This window comes from Paraburkholderia sp. GV068, from assembly GCF_003058125.1.
Lineage (GTDB): Bacteria > Pseudomonadota > Gammaproteobacteria > Burkholderiales > Burkholderiaceae > Paraburkholderia > Paraburkholderia graminis.
The window spans coordinates 1,022,109-1,039,553 of the sequence record NZ_QBUB01000001.1; the positions used below are offsets into that span (position 1 = coordinate 1,022,109).

The following is a 17,445-nucleotide window of genomic DNA, read 5'->3' on the forward strand; positions in this document are numbered from 1 at the left end:
GCGATGCTTTGCACGGGCGCGCCGCCCGCGTGCGGAGCCGTGCTCAGCGCGTCGGATTCATGCGGAAGTACGCGTCCAGCAGCGACGTTTTATAAACCACGCCCGCAAGCCGCGGATGCGCGGCGCTTTCGACAACCGGCAGGCGCTCGCCCTGGAACGCCATGAAGTGCTGCAACGCGACGCCGAGCGGCATGTCGGGCGTGAGCACGTCGAAGTGCGGCTGAAGATAGTCGGCGGCGGTTCGCGTCGAGGTATCGCGCTTGTCGAGCAGATCGGACGTGATGTCCTTCAGCGCGACGACGCCGAGAAACGCGCCCGATTCGTTCGCCACATACAGATACTTGACCGGATATTCGAGGAACACGCGCGTCATGTCGTGCACGGTCGCATTGGGCGGCACGACGGTCTGCGCAGGGCGGATCAGCTCGCGCATCTGCGTCGCGCGCAGGCGCGTGCGTTCCTGCTCTTCCTGATTGCGGCGCAGCGTGATTTCGTACATCGACGTCTTGCCGATCGCCCGCGAGACAAAGTACGCGACGACGCACGAAAGCATGAGCGGCAACACCACCTGGTAGCTGAGCGTCATCTCGAAGATCATCAGGATCGCCATCAGCGGCGCCTGCGTCGCGCCCGCGAGGAAGGCGCCCATGCCGACCATCGCATACGCGAACGGCGCCGAGGTGCCGTGCGGCCACAACGCGTGCATGCTCTGCCCGAACAGCGAGCCGACCACCGCGCCGACGAACAGCGTCGGCGTGAACACGCCACCCACGGCGCCCGAACCGGCAGTGGCCGCGGTCGCCACCAGCTTGAACACCAGCACGACGACGAGCGCGGTCCACGTCCACGGCGAATGCAGGATGGAGTTGACGACGCTGTAGCCGTTGCCCCACACCTCGGGCGTCCATACGGACAGAATGCCGACCACGAGCCCGCCGAGCGCAAGCCGCGCGGGCAGCGGCAACGGCAGCTTGCCGAACAGCGCCTTGGAGCCGTCGAGCAGCCGCAGAAACTGCGGCGCGGCTGCGCCGCACAGCAGACCGAGCGCGACGAACAGCAACACCTCGACGCCCGCCACCGGCGGAAACACCGGCATTTCATACGGCGGCTTGTAGCCGGCGAATTCGCGCATCGTGATGTTGGCGACGACTGCCGCGACGACCACGGGCCCGAAGCTTTCCATCGCGATCGAGCCGAGCACGATCTCGGTGACGAAGAACGCACCCGCGATCGGTGCGTTATACGCCGAGGTGATGCCGGCCGCCGCGCCGCAGGCCACCAGCAGGCGCAGCCGCGGCGGATCGAAGTGCACCCAGCGCCCGATCAGCGAGGCCGCGAGCGCGGCAAGCTGCACCATCGGACCTTCACGGCCGATCGAGCCGCCGCTTGCAATCGTGAACAGCGACGAGACGCTGCGCCACAGACTCAGCTTGACCGGCACCACGCCGTCGCCGATCGCCACCGCCTCCATGTAGTCGATGTGATTGCATTTGTCGGCGTGACGACGGGCGATCAGCAGCAGCGAACCGGCGATCAGGCCGCCCGCCGCCGGCAGCCAGATGCGCACCGTCCACGGCAGGCTGCGCGCCATTTCGACAAAGCTGCCGGCCTTGCCGGCCACCAGCAGTTGCAGGATCTCGATGCCGCGGCGAAAGGCGATCGTCGCAAAGGCGCCCGCGACGCCGACCACCACCGACCAGACCAGCATCGTATGGGCGTCGGAGAGACGGAAAAGATCTTGCGCGCGGGTGCGCAGCTTCAGCAGGAATGAAAGCACGTCGGCGGTACGGAGCGGGAAGAAGCGTTGAAAAGCGCGCACGGTAACAGCAGCGCGCCCGCTGGACGAAGCGGGCGCGCTGCCGGACGTGAACGGGGAAGGGCGGCGCGGCTCAAGCCGCCGCCTTGTCGAGTTCGGGATAGTGCCTGAAGATGCACGCCTCGTTATGTTCAATGCGGCGCTCGGACTGCAGATAGGCGGCGATATTCGGCCGCTCCATCACCGCGGCATGCAAGGCGGCGAGCCGCGGATACTGCTCGCCGAAGCGCTTCAGCGCGCGCGGGAAGGCGTAAAGCAGTCCGTCGATCAACTGGAACATCGAGAGATCGACGTAGGTGAGCGAGTCGCCGACCATGAAGGTGTCGCCGGCCGGATTCTGTTTCAGCACGCGCTCGAAATACTTCATGAACTTCGGAATCCGGTTGTCGATGAAATCATGCGCGCGCGTTTTCGCGGCGTCTTTCTGGTCTTCGTAGTAGAGGCTGGCCGCAAGCGGGTGATGCGTGTCGTGGGCTTCGGTCACCACGTCGGCGATAGTCAATTGCAGGCCGTTTGCGACGTAGCGCAAGCTTTCCACGGACGGCGCGAGATTCAGGCGCGGTCCGAGATAAAAGAGGATGTTCGCGGTCTGCGCGATCACCAGGTCGCCGTCTTTCAGAAACGGCGGAGCGAACGGCGGATAGGGCTCGTCCCTGCTTTTCATGACCGCCATCATCGCGCCGGTGCCGAGACCTTCGGACGGCTCGCCGCGCGCCACTTCGACATAGTCCGCGCCGGCTTCTTCCAGCGCGAGCCTCACAAATTCGCCACGGCCTTGCAGGCCGTCCCAATAGTAGAGTTCCAGGCTCATCGATCTGTCCTCATTCGGGTTGCGGGAAGGGTGTGCGGAACGCGTCGCGCTTGCTGCTGCGGGCGCTGGCGATGCTGTTTTGCGTCGTTCGCGTCGTTTGCGTTGTTCGCGTTTCTCGCACGCCAGCCAGTATGCCGCGCGGCGCGGCCGGATGCTTTCCCAGACGCACGAAACCCCGCACGCGGCGGGGTGTGTTCGGGCGAAGTGCGGCTTAGCCGAAGAAGTGCTGGACAGCCCATGTGATACCCAGTCCGCCCGCAATCAGCCACACGTACAGGATGAAGCCCGTGGTCAGCGCACGCGGACCTGCCTCGCGGATTTGCGAAATGCGCGTTTCGATGCCGAGCGCGGTCATGGCCATGGTCAACGCGAAGGTGTCGAGCGTGTTGAGCGTGCTGGTGGCGGCTTGCGGCAGCACGTGCAGCGAGTTGATCACGACGAAGGCGAGGAAGCCGAGCGCGAACCAGGGAATCGCGAGCTTGCCCGGACGACGCTGTTGAACCGAAGCGCCTTGTTGCGAGCTGGCAGACGATGCGTCAACGTCGCGGCGCGCCGCACGGTTGACCCACAAGCCGACCACGAGCAGCACCGGCACGAGCAGCATCACGCGAGTCATCTTGACGATGGTGGCGATATGCGTCGCTTCCGGGCTTACGTTGCTCGCCGCGCCGACCACCTGCGCGACCTCGTGAATCGTGCCGCCAAAAAAGAGTCCGGCGCCCGTCGTGTCGAGATGCAGCCAGCCCGCCTTGAAGAGAACCGGGTAGAGGAACATGGAGAGCGTGCCGAACAGCACGACGCTGCCCACCGCCATCGCGCTTTTGTGCGGCTTGGATTGCAGCGTCGACTCGAAGGCGAGCACGGCCGCGGCACCGCAGATCGCGCTGCCCGCAGCGGTGAGCAGCGCGGTGTCGCGGTCGAGCTTCATGATTTTCATGCCGGCCCACGTGCCGATTACGAGCGTGCTCACGACGATCAACACCGATTCGGCGAGGCCCGGCAAACCGACCTGGGCGATTTCCTGAAGGCTCACGCGCAGGCCGAAGAACGCGACGGCGATGCGCAGCAGCTTGCGCGCGGAAAAATTGACGCCGGCCGCCCAGCTTGCCGGCATGCCGTCGCGCAGCGCGTTGCCGTAAATCGCGCCGGCGACGATACCGACGATCAGCGGGCTCAGCCCCAGCCCCGCAATCGCAGGGATCTGGGCGATGCGCGTGACGGCGGCGGCGAACAGGGCGACGAACAGAATGCCGTTGAGCTGGCCGCGGGCGGATGACGCTTCGGCGGTGGCGGCGGTGAGGCGGGCGGTGGTCATGGGTGCAGCCTTTGGACTGACTGAGTCGATGGGTCTAATCCTAAGTTAGATATATGAATATGAAAAATCGTGATTTAGAATGGAAACTATCCGCGCTGCCGATAGTTCGTTGCGATGACCCCTGATCAGCTTATAACGTTTGCCGCCGTCGCCGAGCATCTGAACATCAGCCGCGCCGCGCTGGCTCTGCATTTGTCGCAGCCGGCGGTGTCGGGGCAACTGCGCCAGCTTCAGGATGAATTCGGCGAGCCGCTTTATCAGCGCGACGGGCGCGGCGTGCGTCTGACGCCCGCGGGCGAGCAACTCGCGCAGTACGCCGCGCGGCTGCGCGACACCTGGCGCCAGGCGCATGCGTACCGCGACGCGCTGCGCGGCCTCGAACACGGCACGCTGCGGATCGGCGCGACCACCACGCCCGCCAGTTATCTGCTGCCTTACCTGATCGCGGATTTTCATCGGCAGTATCCGGACGTGACGCTGCATACCGCCGACGGCAATACGACCGACATCGTCGGCGCGCTCGGCTCGGTCGACATCGCACTGATCGAGGGGCCGGTCGGCACCGACCTGCCGCCGGATACGGCCGTGCACGCGTGGCGCGAGGACGAGATCGTGGCGATCATGCCGCGCACGCATCGGCTCGCGGAGGGGATGGGAGCAGACGCGGCAAATGCGGCAAATGCCGGGCTTGACCTTGCCGCGCTCGGCGCGGAGCCGCTGATCGTGCGCGAGGCGGGCTCGGGCGTGCGGCAAGTCGTCGAGCGTGCGTTTGCCCGCGCGGGCGTGCCGATGCGCGTGGCGCTGGAAATTGCCGGCGTCGAAGGCGTCAAGGAAGCGGTGCGGGCGGGCATGGGCATCGGCTTCGTCTCGGCAATGTCGATGCGGCACGAAAACGGCGCGCTGCGCGTGTTCTCGCTGAGCCCCGAGCCGCTGACGCGGCGGCTGTCGATTGTCGTGCCGCACGCGAGCGCGCCGTCGCGTGCGGTCAAGCGGTTTTTGGCGTTGTGTCTGGAGGATGGGGCGTAGACACCGAGCGCTGCGGCGCGCCGTGCCAACACAGCCCACAGCCCCGCCTGGGGATTTCCACTATGGTCTCCGACACGAACCCAAGCGCACTATTCGCCTATCGCAAGCGCTTCGGCGCTTTTTTGAAATCCGCCTTTGGAACCGGTTCCATAGATGGAAGCGGGACGAAACACACGGTAGTGACGACATGACGGATGCAGTGGAAGTAGCGATTGTTGCCAGCGCTTTCGGCGCCGACGCGGTGCGCACGGCGGGTCATCGCAAGTGGGCGGAGGCGAGCCGGCGCGCCCGGGCGACCGGTTTCGAAGTGCGTCGCGAGCTGTTCGGCGACGAAGCCGACGCGGAGCCGGCGTGCCTCGCGGTACTGGGCAAGCAGATTGCGGAGCTGGGCCTGTGGTCGGTGTACTCGACACCGGCGTCGCTGTACGCCGGAGACGGTCAGCTCGACGCGGCCGCGCTGCGGCGCGCAGTGGATGAAGCGACGGCCCTCGGCGCGCGCTTCGTCAAACTGCAACTCGGCGGCTTCGCGGACCGCGCGCACGGCGACGCGATCGCCGCGCAATTGCACGGCGCGAACGTTCGGCTCGTCGTCGAAAACGGGCAACTGACGCAGGGTGGTTCGCTGCATCAGTTCGTCGGCCTGTTCGACGGACTGCAGCGCGAAGGTCACGCGGATCTGCTCGGCATGACGTTCGACGTCGGCAACTGGGCGTGGTGCGGCGTGCCCGCGCTCGACGCCGCTGTGGCGCTCGCGCCTTACGTCGAGTACGTGCATTGCAAGATCGCGGCGGGCGAGGGCGCGCGGCGTTTTGCGGCCGCGCCGGCTGCCGACGATGCGCGCTTCGCCGCCGTGCTGGACCGGCTGCCGCGCCGCGTGCCGCGCGGGATCGAGTTTCCGCTCGATCCCGCCTGCATCGACGACGACGCCACGCGGCGCGTCGCCTGGTTGGCCGCAGCGTAGGCGGTGGCGAGGACTGAGGCCCGAGAGTCAGCAGCCTAGAGTCAGCGGCCGAGAGCGAGCAGCCAAGAGCCGAAAGCGAAAAGCCGACAGCCGAAAGCCGAGAGCCAGAACCTGAGAGAACGAGCAGCAAACAAGACATAACAACAGAAGCAACAGCAGCAACAGCACCAAGGCACCAAGGCACCAAGGCACCAAGGCACCAAGGCACCAAGGCACCAAGGCACCAACCGCAGCAACCGCACCACCGCACCACAAGCCCGACGCACAAGCAGGAGCAACGCATGACCAACCCGCCCGCAGCACTGGACATCATCACCTACGGCGAAGCCATGGCCATGTTCGTGGCCGCCGAAACCGGCCCGCTCGCGCGCGTCGGCCAGTTCACGAAACGCATCGCGGGCGCCGACCTGAACGTGGCGATCGGCCTTGCGCGGCTCGGCTTCAAGGTCGGCTGGATGAGCCGCGTCGGCAACGATTCATTCGGCCAGTACGTGCGCGACACGTTGACGAGAGAAGGCATCGACCAGCGTTGCGTCACCACGGACGAGCGCTATCCGACCGGCTTCCAGCTCAAGTCGAAGAACGACGACGGCAGCGATCCCGCCGTCGAATATTTCCGCCGCGGCTCGGCGGCGAGTCACCTGTCGGTCGCGGATTACGTGGCGGACTACGTGTTGCCCGCGCGTCATCTGCATCTGACCGGCGTCGCGCCGGCAATCTCGGAGAGCTCGCGCGAACTCGCGTTTCATCTGGCACGTGAGATGCGCGCAGCCGGAAAGACCATTTCGTTCGATCCCAACCTGCGCCCGACGCTGTGGCCGTCGCGCGCCGCGATGGTCGAAGGCTTGAACTCGTTGGCCGCGCTCGCTGACTGGGTGCTGCCCGGCATCGGCGAGGGCGAGATTCTGACCGGCTACACGCAGCCCGAGGACATCGCCAGCTTTTATCTGGAGCGGGGCGCGCGCGGCGTGATCGTCAAGCTCGGCGCCGAGGGCGCGTACTTCCGCACCGCCGACGATGCCGCGATGATCGCCGGCCAGCCGGTCGCGAACGTCGTGGATACGGTCGGCGCGGGCGACGGCTTCGCCGTCGGCGTGATCAGTGCGCTGCTGGAAGGCAAGACGCTGCCCCAGGCGGTCGCGCGCGGCAACCGTATCGGCGCGCTGGCGATTCAGGTGATCGGCGATTCGGAAGGCTTGCCGAGCCGCGCCGAACTCGATGCGCTCGAACGCGATGATGCGGCGAGCGTCGCGCATGCGGCATGACGCGCAGGCGCGGCGAACGTGGCGCAGGCGCCTCGGCGGCAGAGGCGGCGCGCACTGGCGAGCGCGCGCACGCACCGGCAGCCAGCGGCACACGCATGCATCGAAACGGCAAGCACACGCATCGAAGCGCCGCGCGCAACGAAGACAGATCCAGCAAAGCACGGCGCGAGCCGCGCACCGATAACAGCAAGAGCGCTCGACAAGCGCCGCACCAGCTCCGTCCATCATTGTTTCGGGAAGCCGTAAAAGGAGACACCCCATGACTTCATCTCTCGCGATCCGCCGCTGGTGGACGATCATGCCGATCGTATTCATCACCTACAGCCTCGCTTATCTCGACCGCGCGAACTACGGTTTCGCGGCGGCCGCCGGCATCAACCAGGACCTGGGCATCAGCAAGGGATTGTCGTCGCTGATCGGCGCGCTGTTCTTCCTCGGTTATTTCTTCTTCCAGATTCCCGGCGCGATTTACGCCGAGCGCCGCAGCGTCAAGAAACTCGTGTTCTGGAGCCTGGTTCTCTGGGGCGGCTGCGCGGCGTTGACCGGCATGGTCAGCAATATTCCGTCGCTGATGGTGATCCGCTTCGTGCTCGGCGTCGTCGAGGCCGCGGTGATGCCGGCGATGCTGATCTTCATCAGCAACTGGTTCACGAAGAACGAGCGCTCGCGCGCCAACACGTTCCTGATTCTCGGCAATCCGGTGACGGTGTTGTGGATGTCGGTCGTGTCCGGTTATCTGGTGCACTCGTTCGGCTGGCGCCATATGTTCATCGCCGAGGGCGTGCCCGCGATTCTGTGGGCCGTGTGCTGGTGGTTCATCGTGCAGGACAAGCCGCAGCAGGTGTCGTGGCTCACGCAGCAGGAGAAGGACACGCTCGCCGAAACGCTGCGCGCCGAGCAGGCCGCGATCAAGCCGGTGCGCAATTACGCCGAGGCGTTCCGCTCGTCGGCGGTGATCAAGCTGTGTGCGCAGTACTTCTGCTGGAGCATCGGCGTGTATGGTTTCGTGCTGTGGCTGCCGTCCATTTTGAAGAACGGCTCGACGCTCGGCATGGTCGAAACCGGCTGGCTGTCGGCGCTGCCGTATCTCGCCGCGACCATCGCGATGCTGGCGGCGTCGTGGGCATCGGATAAACTCAACCGCCGTAAAGTGTTCGTGTGGCCGTTCCTGCTGATCGGCGCGGTCGCGTTCGCGGCATCGTATGCGCTCGGCTCCACGCATTTCTGGCTCTCGTATGCCGCGCTCGTGATTGCCGGCGCCGCGATGTACGCGCCGTACGGTCCGTTCTTCGCGATCGTGCCGGAACTGCTGCCGAAGAACGTCGCGGGCGGCGCGATGGCGCTGATCAACAGCATGGGCGCGCTCGGTTCGTTCGTCGGCTCGTATGTGGTCGGCTATCTGAACGGCGCGACGGGATCGCCCGCGGCATCGTACGCGTTCATGAGCGTCGCGCTGATCGCCGCCGTTATCCTCACGCTGATCGTGAAGCCGCAACAGCAGGCGGCAGCGCCGCGGCACAAGCTCGCTACACCGTTGCAAGGAAAATAAGCTGATGAAGAAGATCGTCGCGTGGAAGTCGTTGCCTGAAGACGTGCTTGCGTATCTGCAACAACATGTCGAAGTGGTGCAGGTCGACCCGGCCCGCCATGATGCGTTCGTCGCCGCGTTGCGCGAGGCCGACGGCGGCATCGGCGCGAGCGTGAAGATCACGCCGGCCATGCTCGAGGGCGCGACGCGATTGAAAGCGCTCTCGACGATCTCCGTCGGCTTCGATCAGTTCGACGTCGCCGATCTCACGCGGCGCGGCATCGTGCTCGCGCACACGCCGGACGTGCTGACCGAATCCACCGCGGACACGGTGTTCTCGCTGATCCTCGCGTCCGCGCGCCGGGTGGTCGAGCTTGCCGCGTGGGTGAAGGCGGGGCAATGGCAGCACAGCATCGGGCCCGCGCTATTCGGCGTCGACGTGCAGGGCAAGACGCTTGGCATCGTCGGCCTGGGACGCATTGGCGGCGCGGTCGCGCGGCGTGCGGCGCTCGGTTTCAACATGCAGGTGCTCTATACGAACCGCAGCGCGAACCCCGAGGCCGAAGCGGCTTACGGCGCGCGCCGCGTCGAGTTGGCCGAACTGCTCGCCACTGCCGATTTCGTCTGTCTGCAAGTGCCGCTCACGGAAGAAACGCGGCACATGATCGGCGCAAAAGAACTCGCGTCGATGAAGAAAAGCGCGATCCTCATCAACGCGTCGCGCGGCGCGATCGTCGACGAAAGCGCGCTGATCGACGCGCTGCGAAACGGCACGATTCACGGCGCGGGTCTCGACGTGTTCGAGAAGGAACCGTTGCCCGCCGACTCGCCGCTATTGCAGATGGCGAACGTGGTCGCGCTGCCGCACATCGGCTCGGCGACGCACGAGACGCGTCATGCGATGGCGCGCAATGCCGCCGAAAACCTCGTCGCCGCGCTCGCCGGTACGCTGACGACGAACATCGTCAATCGCGAAGTATTGCAACGGTGACGGCAGTCGCGATGAAGCGTTCGGCGGCCGGGTCGTTCGTTAAGCGACGCATCTTGCGTTGCACCTTGAGTTGCATGGGGCGTCGTATGGCATCGAGCGTGAGCACGCGATGAGCGCGACGCCCACATCTCAAGGCGCGCCGCGCCGCGCGACGATCACCGACGTCGCGCGCGAAGCCGGCACCGGCAAGACCAGCATTTCGCGCTACCTGAACGGCGAGATGAGCGTGTTGTCGCCGGAACTGCGCGCGCGCATCGAGGCGGCGATCGAGCGGCTCGACTATCAGCCGAATCAGATGGCGCGCGGCCTGAAGCGCGGCCGCAACCGGCTGATCGGCATGCTGCTCGCCGACCTCACGAATCCTTATACCGTCGAAGTGCTGCAAGGCGTCGAGGCCGCATGCCACGCGCTCGGCCTGATGCCGCTCATCTGCCACGCGGCGAACGAAGTGGAGATGGAGCGGCGCTATCTGCAACTGCTCACCACGTATCGCGTCGAAGGCGTGATCGTCAATGCGCTCGGCGTGCGCGAGGAAACGCTGCGGCCGGTGGGCGGCGGCGGGATTCCGGCGGTGCTCGTCGATCGTTCCGTCGAAGGCCTCGCCGCCGACATCGTCGGACTCGACAATCGCGCGGCGGCGGAACTGGGCACGCGGCATCTGCTGGACAGAGGCTTTCGGGAAATATGGTTCGTCGTGCAGCCGTTCGAGCAGGTCAGCTCGCGGCGGCTGCGCGAGGCGGCGTTTCGGGACGCGATGCGGGCACATGCGGATGCGGGTGCCCATGCCGATGCTGATGCAAGCGCTGCGCAAGGTCATACGCTCGTGCTCAATCTCGCCGACGTCGCGCAAACAGATCACAGCCTCGCCGAACTGGACCGCGCCATCGACACCGCGCATCAACGCGCAGGCAGAATCGGCGTTGATGCCCGCATCGCCGTGTTCGCGGCGAATGCGCCGGTCGCGCTGCGGCTCGCGCTGCATCTGAAGGCGCGTTACGGCGACGCCTGGCAGACACGCGTCGCACTGCTTTCCATCGACGACCCCGAGTGGGCCGAACTGACCGGCATCACGACGATTCGCCAGCCGACCTATGACATCGGCTATCGCGCGGTCGAGTTTCTGCATGAGCGGATCGAGGGCGTGCAGACCACGGCGCGCGATTGTCTGCTGCCGGGGGAGTTGATCGTGCGGGCATCGACGGCGAGCTGACAGGCTCACGCGCTGCGAGCGCACTGCGCGGCACTGCGCGACACCGCGCGACGTCATTCGCCCCCGCCACTCGCCGCACCCCCATCCTCGCGAACTTCGCCGCCCGTTTCCCGCCGATCTGCGATCATTCGGGCTGCGGCGCGCAGCGGGTGCGCGCCAGTCATCGCAAGGAAACTCATGGTCGTTGCACCGCTCACTCTGTCGAGCCTCGCGCTCGCGACGCTCGTCGTCGCCGCTTTGCCGTTTGTCATTTACCGCCGCCTGCGCCGGCCGCTTGCGCTGAAGCCGCGCCCGGCGATCGCCGGCATCGCCGTATTCGCGCTGTTCGCGATGGTCATCGAGCGCGCGCTGAACGATTATGTGCTGCATCGGAACGAGGCGACCGCGACGTTCCTGTCGCATCCGCTGGCCTTCGTCGTGTATGGCGCGCTGGCCGCGGGAATCTGCGAGGAAGTGGGGCGGTTCATCGGCATGCGCCTGCTGATTAAGCGTGCGTCTGCAAGGGCGGCTGCAACGCCCGCGTCCGCGCAACAAACCCCGCGCACCGACGACGGCACCGCGCTCGCGTACGGACTCGGTCATGGCGGCGCGGAAGCGTGGCTCGTCGGCGTAATGGTGCAGGTTCAATGGATTCTGTTCGCCGTGTTCGAAAACCGCGGCCAGCTCGACAGCTATCTGAGCAATCTGCCGACCGAATCATTGATGCGCATCCACCTGATACTCGCGAGTCTGACGCCGCAAACAGCCGGCATTTTCGCGCTCGAACGGATCGCGGCGCTCGTCTTCCAGATCGGTTTGTCGGTGCTGATGTGGCGCGGGCTGCGCGCCGGCTGGCGCGGCATCCTGCCGCTCGCAATCGCGCTGCATGCGCTCGTCGACGTGCCCGCCGCGCTGTTCCAGGCGCAGCTCGTGCCGCTTGCCGCGGTCGATGCGGTCTATGCGCTCGCAGCGGTCGTCGTCGTGGGATTGCTGTTCAAGACGTTGCGGCGTCCCGTCGCGGACGCTGTGACGGAACTGCCTCGCTAGGATGATGGCGTCGCTGCGGCCGCTGCGCCGCAGCGGCCTCGATAGCCGCTGCTTTACAATCGACGGCCATCCACCGCATGCCTATGACCTTCGGCACATCCATGGAAGCTTACCAATACGACTGCGCGAATCCCGAGTTCGAGGAATTGGCGCGCGTCATCAGCGATCTCTTTCCCGAGCAGACGCAGTTCATCCAGCGTGCCGCCGAAGACGGCACGCCCACGCTGGCGATTCACTGGGTCGCGATGCGCTTCGGCGCGACCGCGCGACGCATCGTGATGACGGTGCAGATCGCGCCGGCGGCGCTCGCGCGTTACCGCGCGCTGCCTGCACGCTTGCGCGGCCGCAGCTTCGCGGTGTTGCGCGCGTATGTCGAGGCGAGCATCGGCTCGCTCGAGGAACAGTATGCGAATGGCGAAGCGGTGCCGCGCGACGTCACCGTGGATCTCGGCGACGAATTTGCGTAACGCGCGCGTGACGTGCTTTAGTCCGCGAGACGGTAGACCTTTGCGAAGCGCGCGGCCTGCACGACGCCGTAATCGCCGGGCGCGTACTGCATGATCCAGTCGCCGGCCACGCCGCGCAGCACGTCGCCGCCGTTCGCCGAGCGGGCCAGCGAAAACGCTTCGTGCATCTCTTTCGCGAGCACGACGGCCGGGCGGTTGCGATAGGCGCCGGGCTCGCCGTGCGTGAGCGCGGCATCGGCGGGAACATACTTCGCGTCGAAGCGTTCACGCGACACGACCCAGCGGTCGCCGGTCGAGCCGGTGATCAGCGCGTCGCCTGGCAGATAGCGGTTCGGGCCTTCGAGGCTCATCAGTTCGCCTTGCGTGGCGGCGAATTCGACGTTGACCGTTTCGTCCTTGACGACACGCCGGGCGGCGGGGTCCTGGCTCAGGTCGAGATTTTTCAGGTGGTTCATGAAGCGGGGCAGAAGGTGTGTTGACGGCGGCGCCGCGATCTCGATGTGATCGAGCGCGGACTCGCATCATGCCAGACGCATCTTACGGAGCGCTTCTTTTGCGGTGCGACGTGCGGGACGCGATGCGATCCGATTCGACGTGATGCAATCCGGCGCACATCGCGAAGCGGGCGCGGCACTCAGAACAAACGGCGTCTAGCTTCGAACCGCGCCGCTTGCATCACGCACCGCGCCTGCAATCCGTTAAGGCTTCACCGTCGCATCGCTCGCCGGAGCCGGCGCCGCTTTGCCGCTCTTGCCCTTGCCGTGATGACGACGCCCGCCCTCAGCACCGCCTTCGCGATGGAACGTCGTATCGGCGAGCTTCTTCTGTTCCGGCGAGAAGCTGTTGTAGAGCGGATCGAATGCGTCCACCAGTTTCTTCACGCCGTCCGCATGGGCCTGCGCGATGGTCGCATACTGCTTCATGTCGTCGAGCGCGGACAGGTTTGTCGCGGCGCGGCGTTCCTTGAACAGTTCGCCCATCGTCTGGCCGTTGCCGCGCATTACGTCGGCGAATGCTTTCCATTGCGGCTCCTGCTCGGGCGTGATCTTCAGTTGCGAATGCAGATAGGCGATGCGGTCTTCGACATTGCGCTCATGCCCAGCTTTCGCGGCGGGCGCGGACGCGGCCGTGCCCGAGGGCGCCGCTGCCGGCGCCGAGGCTTGTTGTGCGAATGCGCCGCTCATCGCGACTGCGGAGGCCAGCAAGACCAGTGCTTTTTTCATCGAAACTCCTGATGTCTATTCGAATTGGGACGATTGGACCAGTGCGTGCGGCGAGCGTTCCGCGTCATGACGCGGCATAACGTGACATAACGCCGGATAACTCGCCAGGCGTCATGATGCGGATCGCTCGATCCTTACGGTCGCCGCTATTAGTATCACGATATCCCTACAATGCGGCTCTTGTGCGACAAACGCTTACAACCGAAACGAACAGGAAATAGCGGGTGGATAAATTCGTCAGCATGGAGATTTTCGTGGCCGTGGTGGAGGCGGGCAGCCTCACGGCGGCAGCGGAGCGCTTCGACATTTCGTCGGCGATGGTCGGCAAACACATCCGTTCGCTCGAGACGCGGCTCGGCACGCGGCTGCTCACGCGCACCACGCGCCGTCAAAGCCTGACCGAGATCGGCCGGCAATACTACGAGCAGTGCCGGCGCATTCTCGCGGACGTGAAGGACGCCGAGTCGCTCGCCGAAGCGATGGCCGCCGCGCCGCGCGGCGTGCTGAAGGTGACGGTGCCGCTCACCTACGGCGTCGAAGTCTTCTCTTCGGCGATGACCGATTATCTGAGCGCATGGCCCGACGTCACGCTCGAACTCGACCTGTCGAACCGCATGAGGGACCTCGTCGAAGAAGGTTTCGACGCAGCGGTGCGCATCGGCCATCTGCCGGATTCGAGTTTTGTCGCGCGGCCATTGAAGCCGTATCGCATGCGCGCGTGCGCGTCGCCGGCGTACCTTGCGCGCGCGGGCATTCCGCGCACGCCGGCCGATCTCGCGCATCACGAATGTCTCGGTTTCCTGCATTGGGGCCGCGAGGGGACATGGAGGCTCGGCGGCGAAAGCGCAACGGAAAACCCGCTCCGCGCAGGACGTTTTCGCGCGAATAACGGTCAGGCGCTCAAGGTCGCCGCATTGCGCGGCTTCGGCCTCGTGCTGCAACCGGAGGCGCTGCTCGCACGCGAGATCGAGAGCGGAGAACTGGTGTCGGTGCTGGAAGAGCATCTGCCGCAAGGCGCGCCCGTGCATCTCGTCTATCCGCGCGATCGGCGCGCCACGCCCAAGCTGACCAGCTTCATCGACTTCGTGATCGAGCGCTTCGGCGTTTGAAGACGCGCCGCATGGCACTGAAGACGCGCGATAATCCGCACCACTCCGACCACTTCTTCTTCCTTCTCCGATGAGACCTCCGCGCCTCGACCAACTCGACGATCTCGACCGCAACCTCGTGGCGCTGCTTCAGGCAAACGCGCGAGAAAGCGTCGCCAATCTCGCGCGCCAGCTCGGCGTTGCGCGTACCACCGTGATCGCCAGAATCGCGCGGCTCGAGCGCAGCAACGTGATCGCGGGCTACAGCGTGCGGCTCGGCCAGGACGTGCTCGATTCGAGCATCTATGCGTATGTGGGGATCATCATCGCGCCGAAGCATGGGCCCGCTGTGCAAAAGCGCCTCGGCAAGATGCCCGAGGTGCAACTGCTATGCGCGGTGAGCGGCGAATTCGACTACGTCGCCTGGCTGCGTGCGGATTCGCCCGATCGTCTGAACGATCTGCTCGATCAGATCGGCGGACTCGAGGGCGTGGAGCGGACCACGACCTCGATCATTCTCGCGCGCAAGATCGATCGCGGCATGGTGTGAAGCGCACGTTGCCGACGTTTTTTAGATGATCTTTTATGGCGCTTTTGACGCGTTCCTGACGTTTCGTCGGCGTGGCTCGTCAAAACGTCGAAGTTGATGGTCATTACGCAGCATTTTGCGCGTATGAACTGGTTTTGCTTCTCCCTACACTGTCGTTCGAGGGTTCAGCCCGCCGCGCGCCGCGCTCGATCGCGGCGCACCTGAAGCTGGAGACAGCGCACGAAATGAACCGGACGAGGTGCTCACGCGCCGCTCCGATCGACAAAGGAGAAGAACATGAAAGTTGCCATCGTTGGTGCAGGTCTGATCGGTCACACCATTGCGCATATGCTGCGCGAAACCGGCGACTATGACGTCGTCGCATTCGACCGCGATCAGCCCGCGCTCGACAAACTCGCCGCGCAAGGCATTGCGACCCGCCGCGTGGATTCCGCCGATGCCGCCGCACTGCGCGCCGCGATTCATGGCTTCGATGCGCTCGTCAATGCCCTGCCGTATTATCTCGCGGTGAACGTGGCGGCTGCCGCCAAGGGCGCGGGCGTGCATTATTTCGACTTAACCGAAGACGTGCGCGCGACCCACGCAATCCGCGCGATCGCCGACGACGCCGAACACGCATTCATGCCGCAATGCGGTCTCGCGCCGGGCTTCATCGGCATTGCCGCGCACGAACTCGCGAACCGCTTCACGGAGATTCGCGACGTGAAGATGCGGGTCGGCGCGCTGCCGCAATTCCCGACCAATGCGCTGAAGTACAACCTGACGTGGAGCGTGGACGGCCTCATCAACGAATATTGCCAGCCGTGCGAAGCGATTCGCGATAGCCGCACGCAGTGGGTGCAGCCGCTCGAAGGCCTCGAACATTTTTCGCTCGACGGCACCGAGTACGAAGCGTTCAATACATCGGGCGGTTTGGGTACGCTCTGCGAAACGCTGTCGGGCCGCGTCGAATCGCTCGATTACAAGTCGGTGCGCTATCCGGGCCACCGCAATCTGATGCAGTTCCTGCTCGAAGACCTGCGTCTTTCCAGCGACCGCGATACGCTCAAGAGCATCATGCGCCGCTCGGTGCCGTCGACCGCGCAAGACGTGGTGCTCGTGTTCATCACCGTGAGCGGCATGCGCGACGGGCAACTCGTGCAGGAAGTGTTTACCCGCAAGATCTTCGCGAAGACAGTTTGCGGCGTGCCGATGAGCGCGATCCAGATCACGACGGCCGGCGCGATGTGCGCGGTGCTCGATCTGTTCCGCGAAAAGAAGCTGCCGCAACGCGGCTTCGTGCGTCAGGAGCAGGTGTCGCTGCGCGACTTCCTCGGCAACCGCTTCGGCCAGCTTTATGAAGGGCAAACTCTGGACTCGCTGCAAACACTCGCGACGGTTTGACGAACCATCTTCGATAGAAGCTGAAAGCGCAAACGCCCCATACGTGGGGCGTTTTTGCGCGTTTTTTCGTTTACTGCGGCTCGCCGAGAATACGCGCGAGCAGCGCGTCGTAATCGGCCGCGCTCGGCGCCGTGTTATCGAACATCAGCAGATCGTTGCACATGTCGCCGGCCGGCACGAAGCGCCGCTGACGGTATTCGTCCCAGTGAGCGAGTTTGTACGCGTCGTTCGGATTGGCGCGCGCCACGATTCGCTGCTGCGCCGTCTCTTCCGACACATGCACCCACGCCACGCGCACGCTGACATCGTCGCCGACGCCGAGCCACGCGCGATCGAAAAGCCGCCGCTCGCGGACTTCGCGTGACAGCGGCCCGACCACCAGTGCGCTCACGCCGAGTTCGAGATTATCGCGCGCGGTGTCGATCAGCCCGCGATACTCCGGCTCGCGCAAATGCTCGAGGAAAAGCGGGCTGTCGCGATCGTTCGGGTCGCCTGTCAGCATGCCCATCGCGGCCGCGCTATAGCCGCCGTACAGCGTGTCCTTGTCGAGCAGACAGAACGGCGACCCGGTTGCTTTCATCAACCTGCCGATCAGCATTTTTGCGAGCGTCGTCTTGCCGGTGCCCGCGTGACCGCAAATAAAAACGAGGCGGCTCACGACAAGCTGTCCTCCATCCGAACCGCCGCGGCAATAGCGGGCATCGAATTCAAATACCACATTGCAGTCTCCTTACTGTCTTCCTTTGCATCGATCATGAAGAAGAACGCAGAGGCGCGCAAGCGCC

17 protein-coding genes are annotated in these 17,445 nt (G+C 65.2%); 11 read left to right on the forward strand and 6 right to left on the reverse strand.

Annotated features, from left to right (window positions below):
• Window positions 1-43: 43 nt before the first annotated feature.
• The 3 genes from C8K18_RS04600 to C8K18_RS04610 all read right to left on the reverse strand — a co-directional run bounded on the left by C8K18_RS04600 (window position 44) and on the right by C8K18_RS04610 (window position 3,942).
• Window positions 44-1,777 (reverse strand): ClcB-like voltage-gated chloride channel protein, encoded by a 1,734-nt coding sequence (locus C8K18_RS04600; RefSeq protein WP_029968599.1) that lies wholly within the window; start codon window positions 1,775-1,777, stop codon window positions 44-46.
• Window positions 1,778-1,889: 112 nt separating this feature from the next.
• Window positions 1,890-2,627: a glutathione S-transferase gene (locus tag C8K18_RS04605; protein WP_029968598.1), complete on the reverse strand. Its 738-nt coding sequence runs from the start codon at window positions 2,625-2,627 to the stop codon at window positions 1,890-1,892.
• Window positions 2,628-2,838: 211 nt separating this feature from the next.
• Entirely contained in the window at window positions 2,839-3,942 is a 1,104-nt protein-coding gene (locus C8K18_RS04610; RefSeq protein ID WP_053858169.1) for a YeiH family protein, read from the reverse strand.
• Between the two features lie 114 nt (window positions 3,943-4,056).
• Between C8K18_RS04610 and C8K18_RS04615 the strand changes: the two genes are divergently transcribed.
• The 8 genes from C8K18_RS04615 (at window position 4,057) to C8K18_RS04650 (ending at window position 12,416) form a co-directional block, all read left to right on the forward strand.
• Window positions 4,057-4,968 carry a LysR family transcriptional regulator gene (locus C8K18_RS04615; protein ID WP_006051726.1) on the forward strand — a complete coding sequence of 304 codons (912 nt, stop codon included), beginning with the start codon at window positions 4,057-4,059 and terminating at the stop codon, window positions 4,966-4,968.
• Window positions 4,969-5,155: 187 nt separating this feature from the next.
• Window positions 5,156-5,929, forward strand: coding sequence for a sugar phosphate isomerase/epimerase (locus tag C8K18_RS04620; RefSeq protein ID WP_107706763.1), 774 nt, complete (start codon window positions 5,156-5,158; stop codon window positions 5,927-5,929).
• Window positions 5,930-6,210: 281 nt separating this feature from the next.
• On the forward strand, window positions 6,211-7,194 hold the full coding sequence (locus C8K18_RS04625; RefSeq protein ID WP_107706764.1) for a sugar kinase: 984 nt from the start codon (window positions 6,211-6,213) through the stop codon (window positions 7,192-7,194).
• Between the two features lie 259 nt (window positions 7,195-7,453).
• Window positions 7,454-8,743, forward strand: a complete 1,290-nt coding sequence (locus C8K18_RS04630; protein ID WP_053858166.1) for an MFS transporter — start codon at window positions 7,454-7,456, stop codon at window positions 8,741-8,743.
• A 4-nt stretch (window positions 8,744-8,747) separates the two neighbouring features.
• The gene (locus C8K18_RS04635; protein ID WP_107706765.1) at window positions 8,748-9,713 is read left to right on the forward strand and encodes a D-glycerate dehydrogenase; all 966 of its coding nucleotides are present in this window, start codon (window positions 8,748-8,750) and stop codon (window positions 9,711-9,713) included.
• A gap of 109 nt (window positions 9,714-9,822) precedes the next feature.
• The gene (locus C8K18_RS04640; RefSeq protein ID WP_107706766.1) at window positions 9,823-10,923 is read left to right on the forward strand and encodes a LacI family DNA-binding transcriptional regulator; all 1,101 of its coding nucleotides are present in this window, start codon (window positions 9,823-9,825) and stop codon (window positions 10,921-10,923) included.
• A 177-nt stretch (window positions 10,924-11,100) separates the two neighbouring features.
• Window positions 11,101-11,949 carry a YhfC family intramembrane metalloprotease gene (locus C8K18_RS04645; RefSeq protein WP_107706767.1) on the forward strand — a complete coding sequence of 283 codons (849 nt, stop codon included), beginning with the start codon at window positions 11,101-11,103 and terminating at the stop codon, window positions 11,947-11,949.
• A 101-nt stretch (window positions 11,950-12,050) separates the two neighbouring features.
• On the forward strand, window positions 12,051-12,416 hold the full coding sequence (locus C8K18_RS04650) for a DUF3022 domain-containing protein (protein ID WP_107706831.1): 366 nt from the start codon (window positions 12,051-12,053) through the stop codon (window positions 12,414-12,416).
• Between the two features lie 17 nt (window positions 12,417-12,433).
• Here C8K18_RS04650 and C8K18_RS04655 read toward each other — a convergent pair whose 3' ends face one another.
• Entirely contained in the window at window positions 12,434-12,871 is a 438-nt protein-coding gene (locus C8K18_RS04655; RefSeq protein WP_029968587.1) for a PGDYG domain-containing protein, read from the reverse strand.
• Window positions 12,872-13,114: 243 nt separating this feature from the next.
• Window positions 13,115-13,639, reverse strand: a complete 525-nt coding sequence (locus C8K18_RS04660; protein WP_006051717.1) for a Spy/CpxP family protein refolding chaperone — start codon at window positions 13,637-13,639, stop codon at window positions 13,115-13,117.
• 224 nt (window positions 13,640-13,863) lie between these two features.
• Between C8K18_RS04660 and C8K18_RS04665 the strand changes: the two genes are divergently transcribed.
• The 3 genes from C8K18_RS04665 to C8K18_RS04675 all read left to right on the forward strand — a co-directional run bounded on the left by C8K18_RS04665 (window position 13,864) and on the right by C8K18_RS04675 (window position 16,660).
• The gene (locus tag C8K18_RS04665) at window positions 13,864-14,748 is read left to right on the forward strand and encodes a LysR family transcriptional regulator (protein ID WP_006051716.1); all 885 of its coding nucleotides are present in this window, start codon (window positions 13,864-13,866) and stop codon (window positions 14,746-14,748) included.
• 70 nt (window positions 14,749-14,818) lie between these two features.
• Window positions 14,819-15,277: an Lrp/AsnC family transcriptional regulator gene (locus C8K18_RS04670; protein ID WP_006051715.1), complete on the forward strand. Its 459-nt coding sequence runs from the start codon at window positions 14,819-14,821 to the stop codon at window positions 15,275-15,277.
• A gap of 276 nt (window positions 15,278-15,553) precedes the next feature.
• The gene (locus C8K18_RS04675) at window positions 15,554-16,660 is read left to right on the forward strand and encodes a saccharopine dehydrogenase family protein (RefSeq protein ID WP_029968583.1); all 1,107 of its coding nucleotides are present in this window, start codon (window positions 15,554-15,556) and stop codon (window positions 16,658-16,660) included.
• A gap of 70 nt (window positions 16,661-16,730) precedes the next feature.
• Here C8K18_RS04675 and C8K18_RS04680 read toward each other — a convergent pair whose 3' ends face one another.
• Window positions 16,731-17,318, reverse strand: a complete 588-nt coding sequence (locus C8K18_RS04680; RefSeq protein ID WP_029968582.1) for an ATP-binding protein — start codon at window positions 17,316-17,318, stop codon at window positions 16,731-16,733.
• Between the last annotated feature and the right edge of the window lie 127 nt (window positions 17,319-17,445).

Coding starts and splice junctions, on each gene's coding strand:
- C8K18_RS04660 (WP_006051717.1), bottom strand. CDS start 13,639: ATGAAAAAAGCACTGGTCTTGCTGGCCTCCGCAGTCGCGATGAGCGGC.
- C8K18_RS04645 (WP_107706767.1), top strand. CDS start 11,101: ATGGTCGTTGCACCGCTCACTCTGTCGAGCCTCGCGCTCGCGACGCTC.
- C8K18_RS04670 (WP_006051715.1), top strand. CDS start 14,819: ATGAGACCTCCGCGCCTCGACCAACTCGACGATCTCGACCGCAACCTC.
- C8K18_RS04625 (WP_107706764.1), top strand. CDS start 6,211: ATGACCAACCCGCCCGCAGCACTGGACATCATCACCTACGGCGAAGCC.
- C8K18_RS04605 (WP_029968598.1), bottom strand. CDS start 2,627: ATGAGCCTGGAACTCTACTATTGGGACGGCCTGCAAGGCCGTGGCGAA.
- C8K18_RS04615 (WP_006051726.1), top strand. CDS start 4,057: ATGACCCCTGATCAGCTTATAACGTTTGCCGCCGTCGCCGAGCATCTG.
- C8K18_RS04675 (WP_029968583.1), top strand. CDS start 15,554: ATGAAAGTTGCCATCGTTGGTGCAGGTCTGATCGGTCACACCATTGCG.
- C8K18_RS04655 (WP_029968587.1), bottom strand. CDS start 12,871: ATGAACCACCTGAAAAATCTCGACCTGAGCCAGGACCCCGCCGCCCGG.
- C8K18_RS04630 (WP_053858166.1), top strand. CDS start 7,454: ATGACTTCATCTCTCGCGATCCGCCGCTGGTGGACGATCATGCCGATC.
- C8K18_RS04650 (WP_107706831.1), top strand. CDS start 12,051: ATGGAAGCTTACCAATACGACTGCGCGAATCCCGAGTTCGAGGAATTG.
- C8K18_RS04620 (WP_107706763.1), top strand. CDS start 5,156: ATGACGGATGCAGTGGAAGTAGCGATTGTTGCCAGCGCTTTCGGCGCC.
- C8K18_RS04635 (WP_107706765.1), top strand. CDS start 8,748: ATGAAGAAGATCGTCGCGTGGAAGTCGTTGCCTGAAGACGTGCTTGCG.
- C8K18_RS04610 (WP_053858169.1), bottom strand. CDS start 3,942: ATGACCACCGCCCGCCTCACCGCCGCCACCGCCGAAGCGTCATCCGCC.
- C8K18_RS04640 (WP_107706766.1), top strand. CDS start 9,823: ATGAGCGCGACGCCCACATCTCAAGGCGCGCCGCGCCGCGCGACGATC.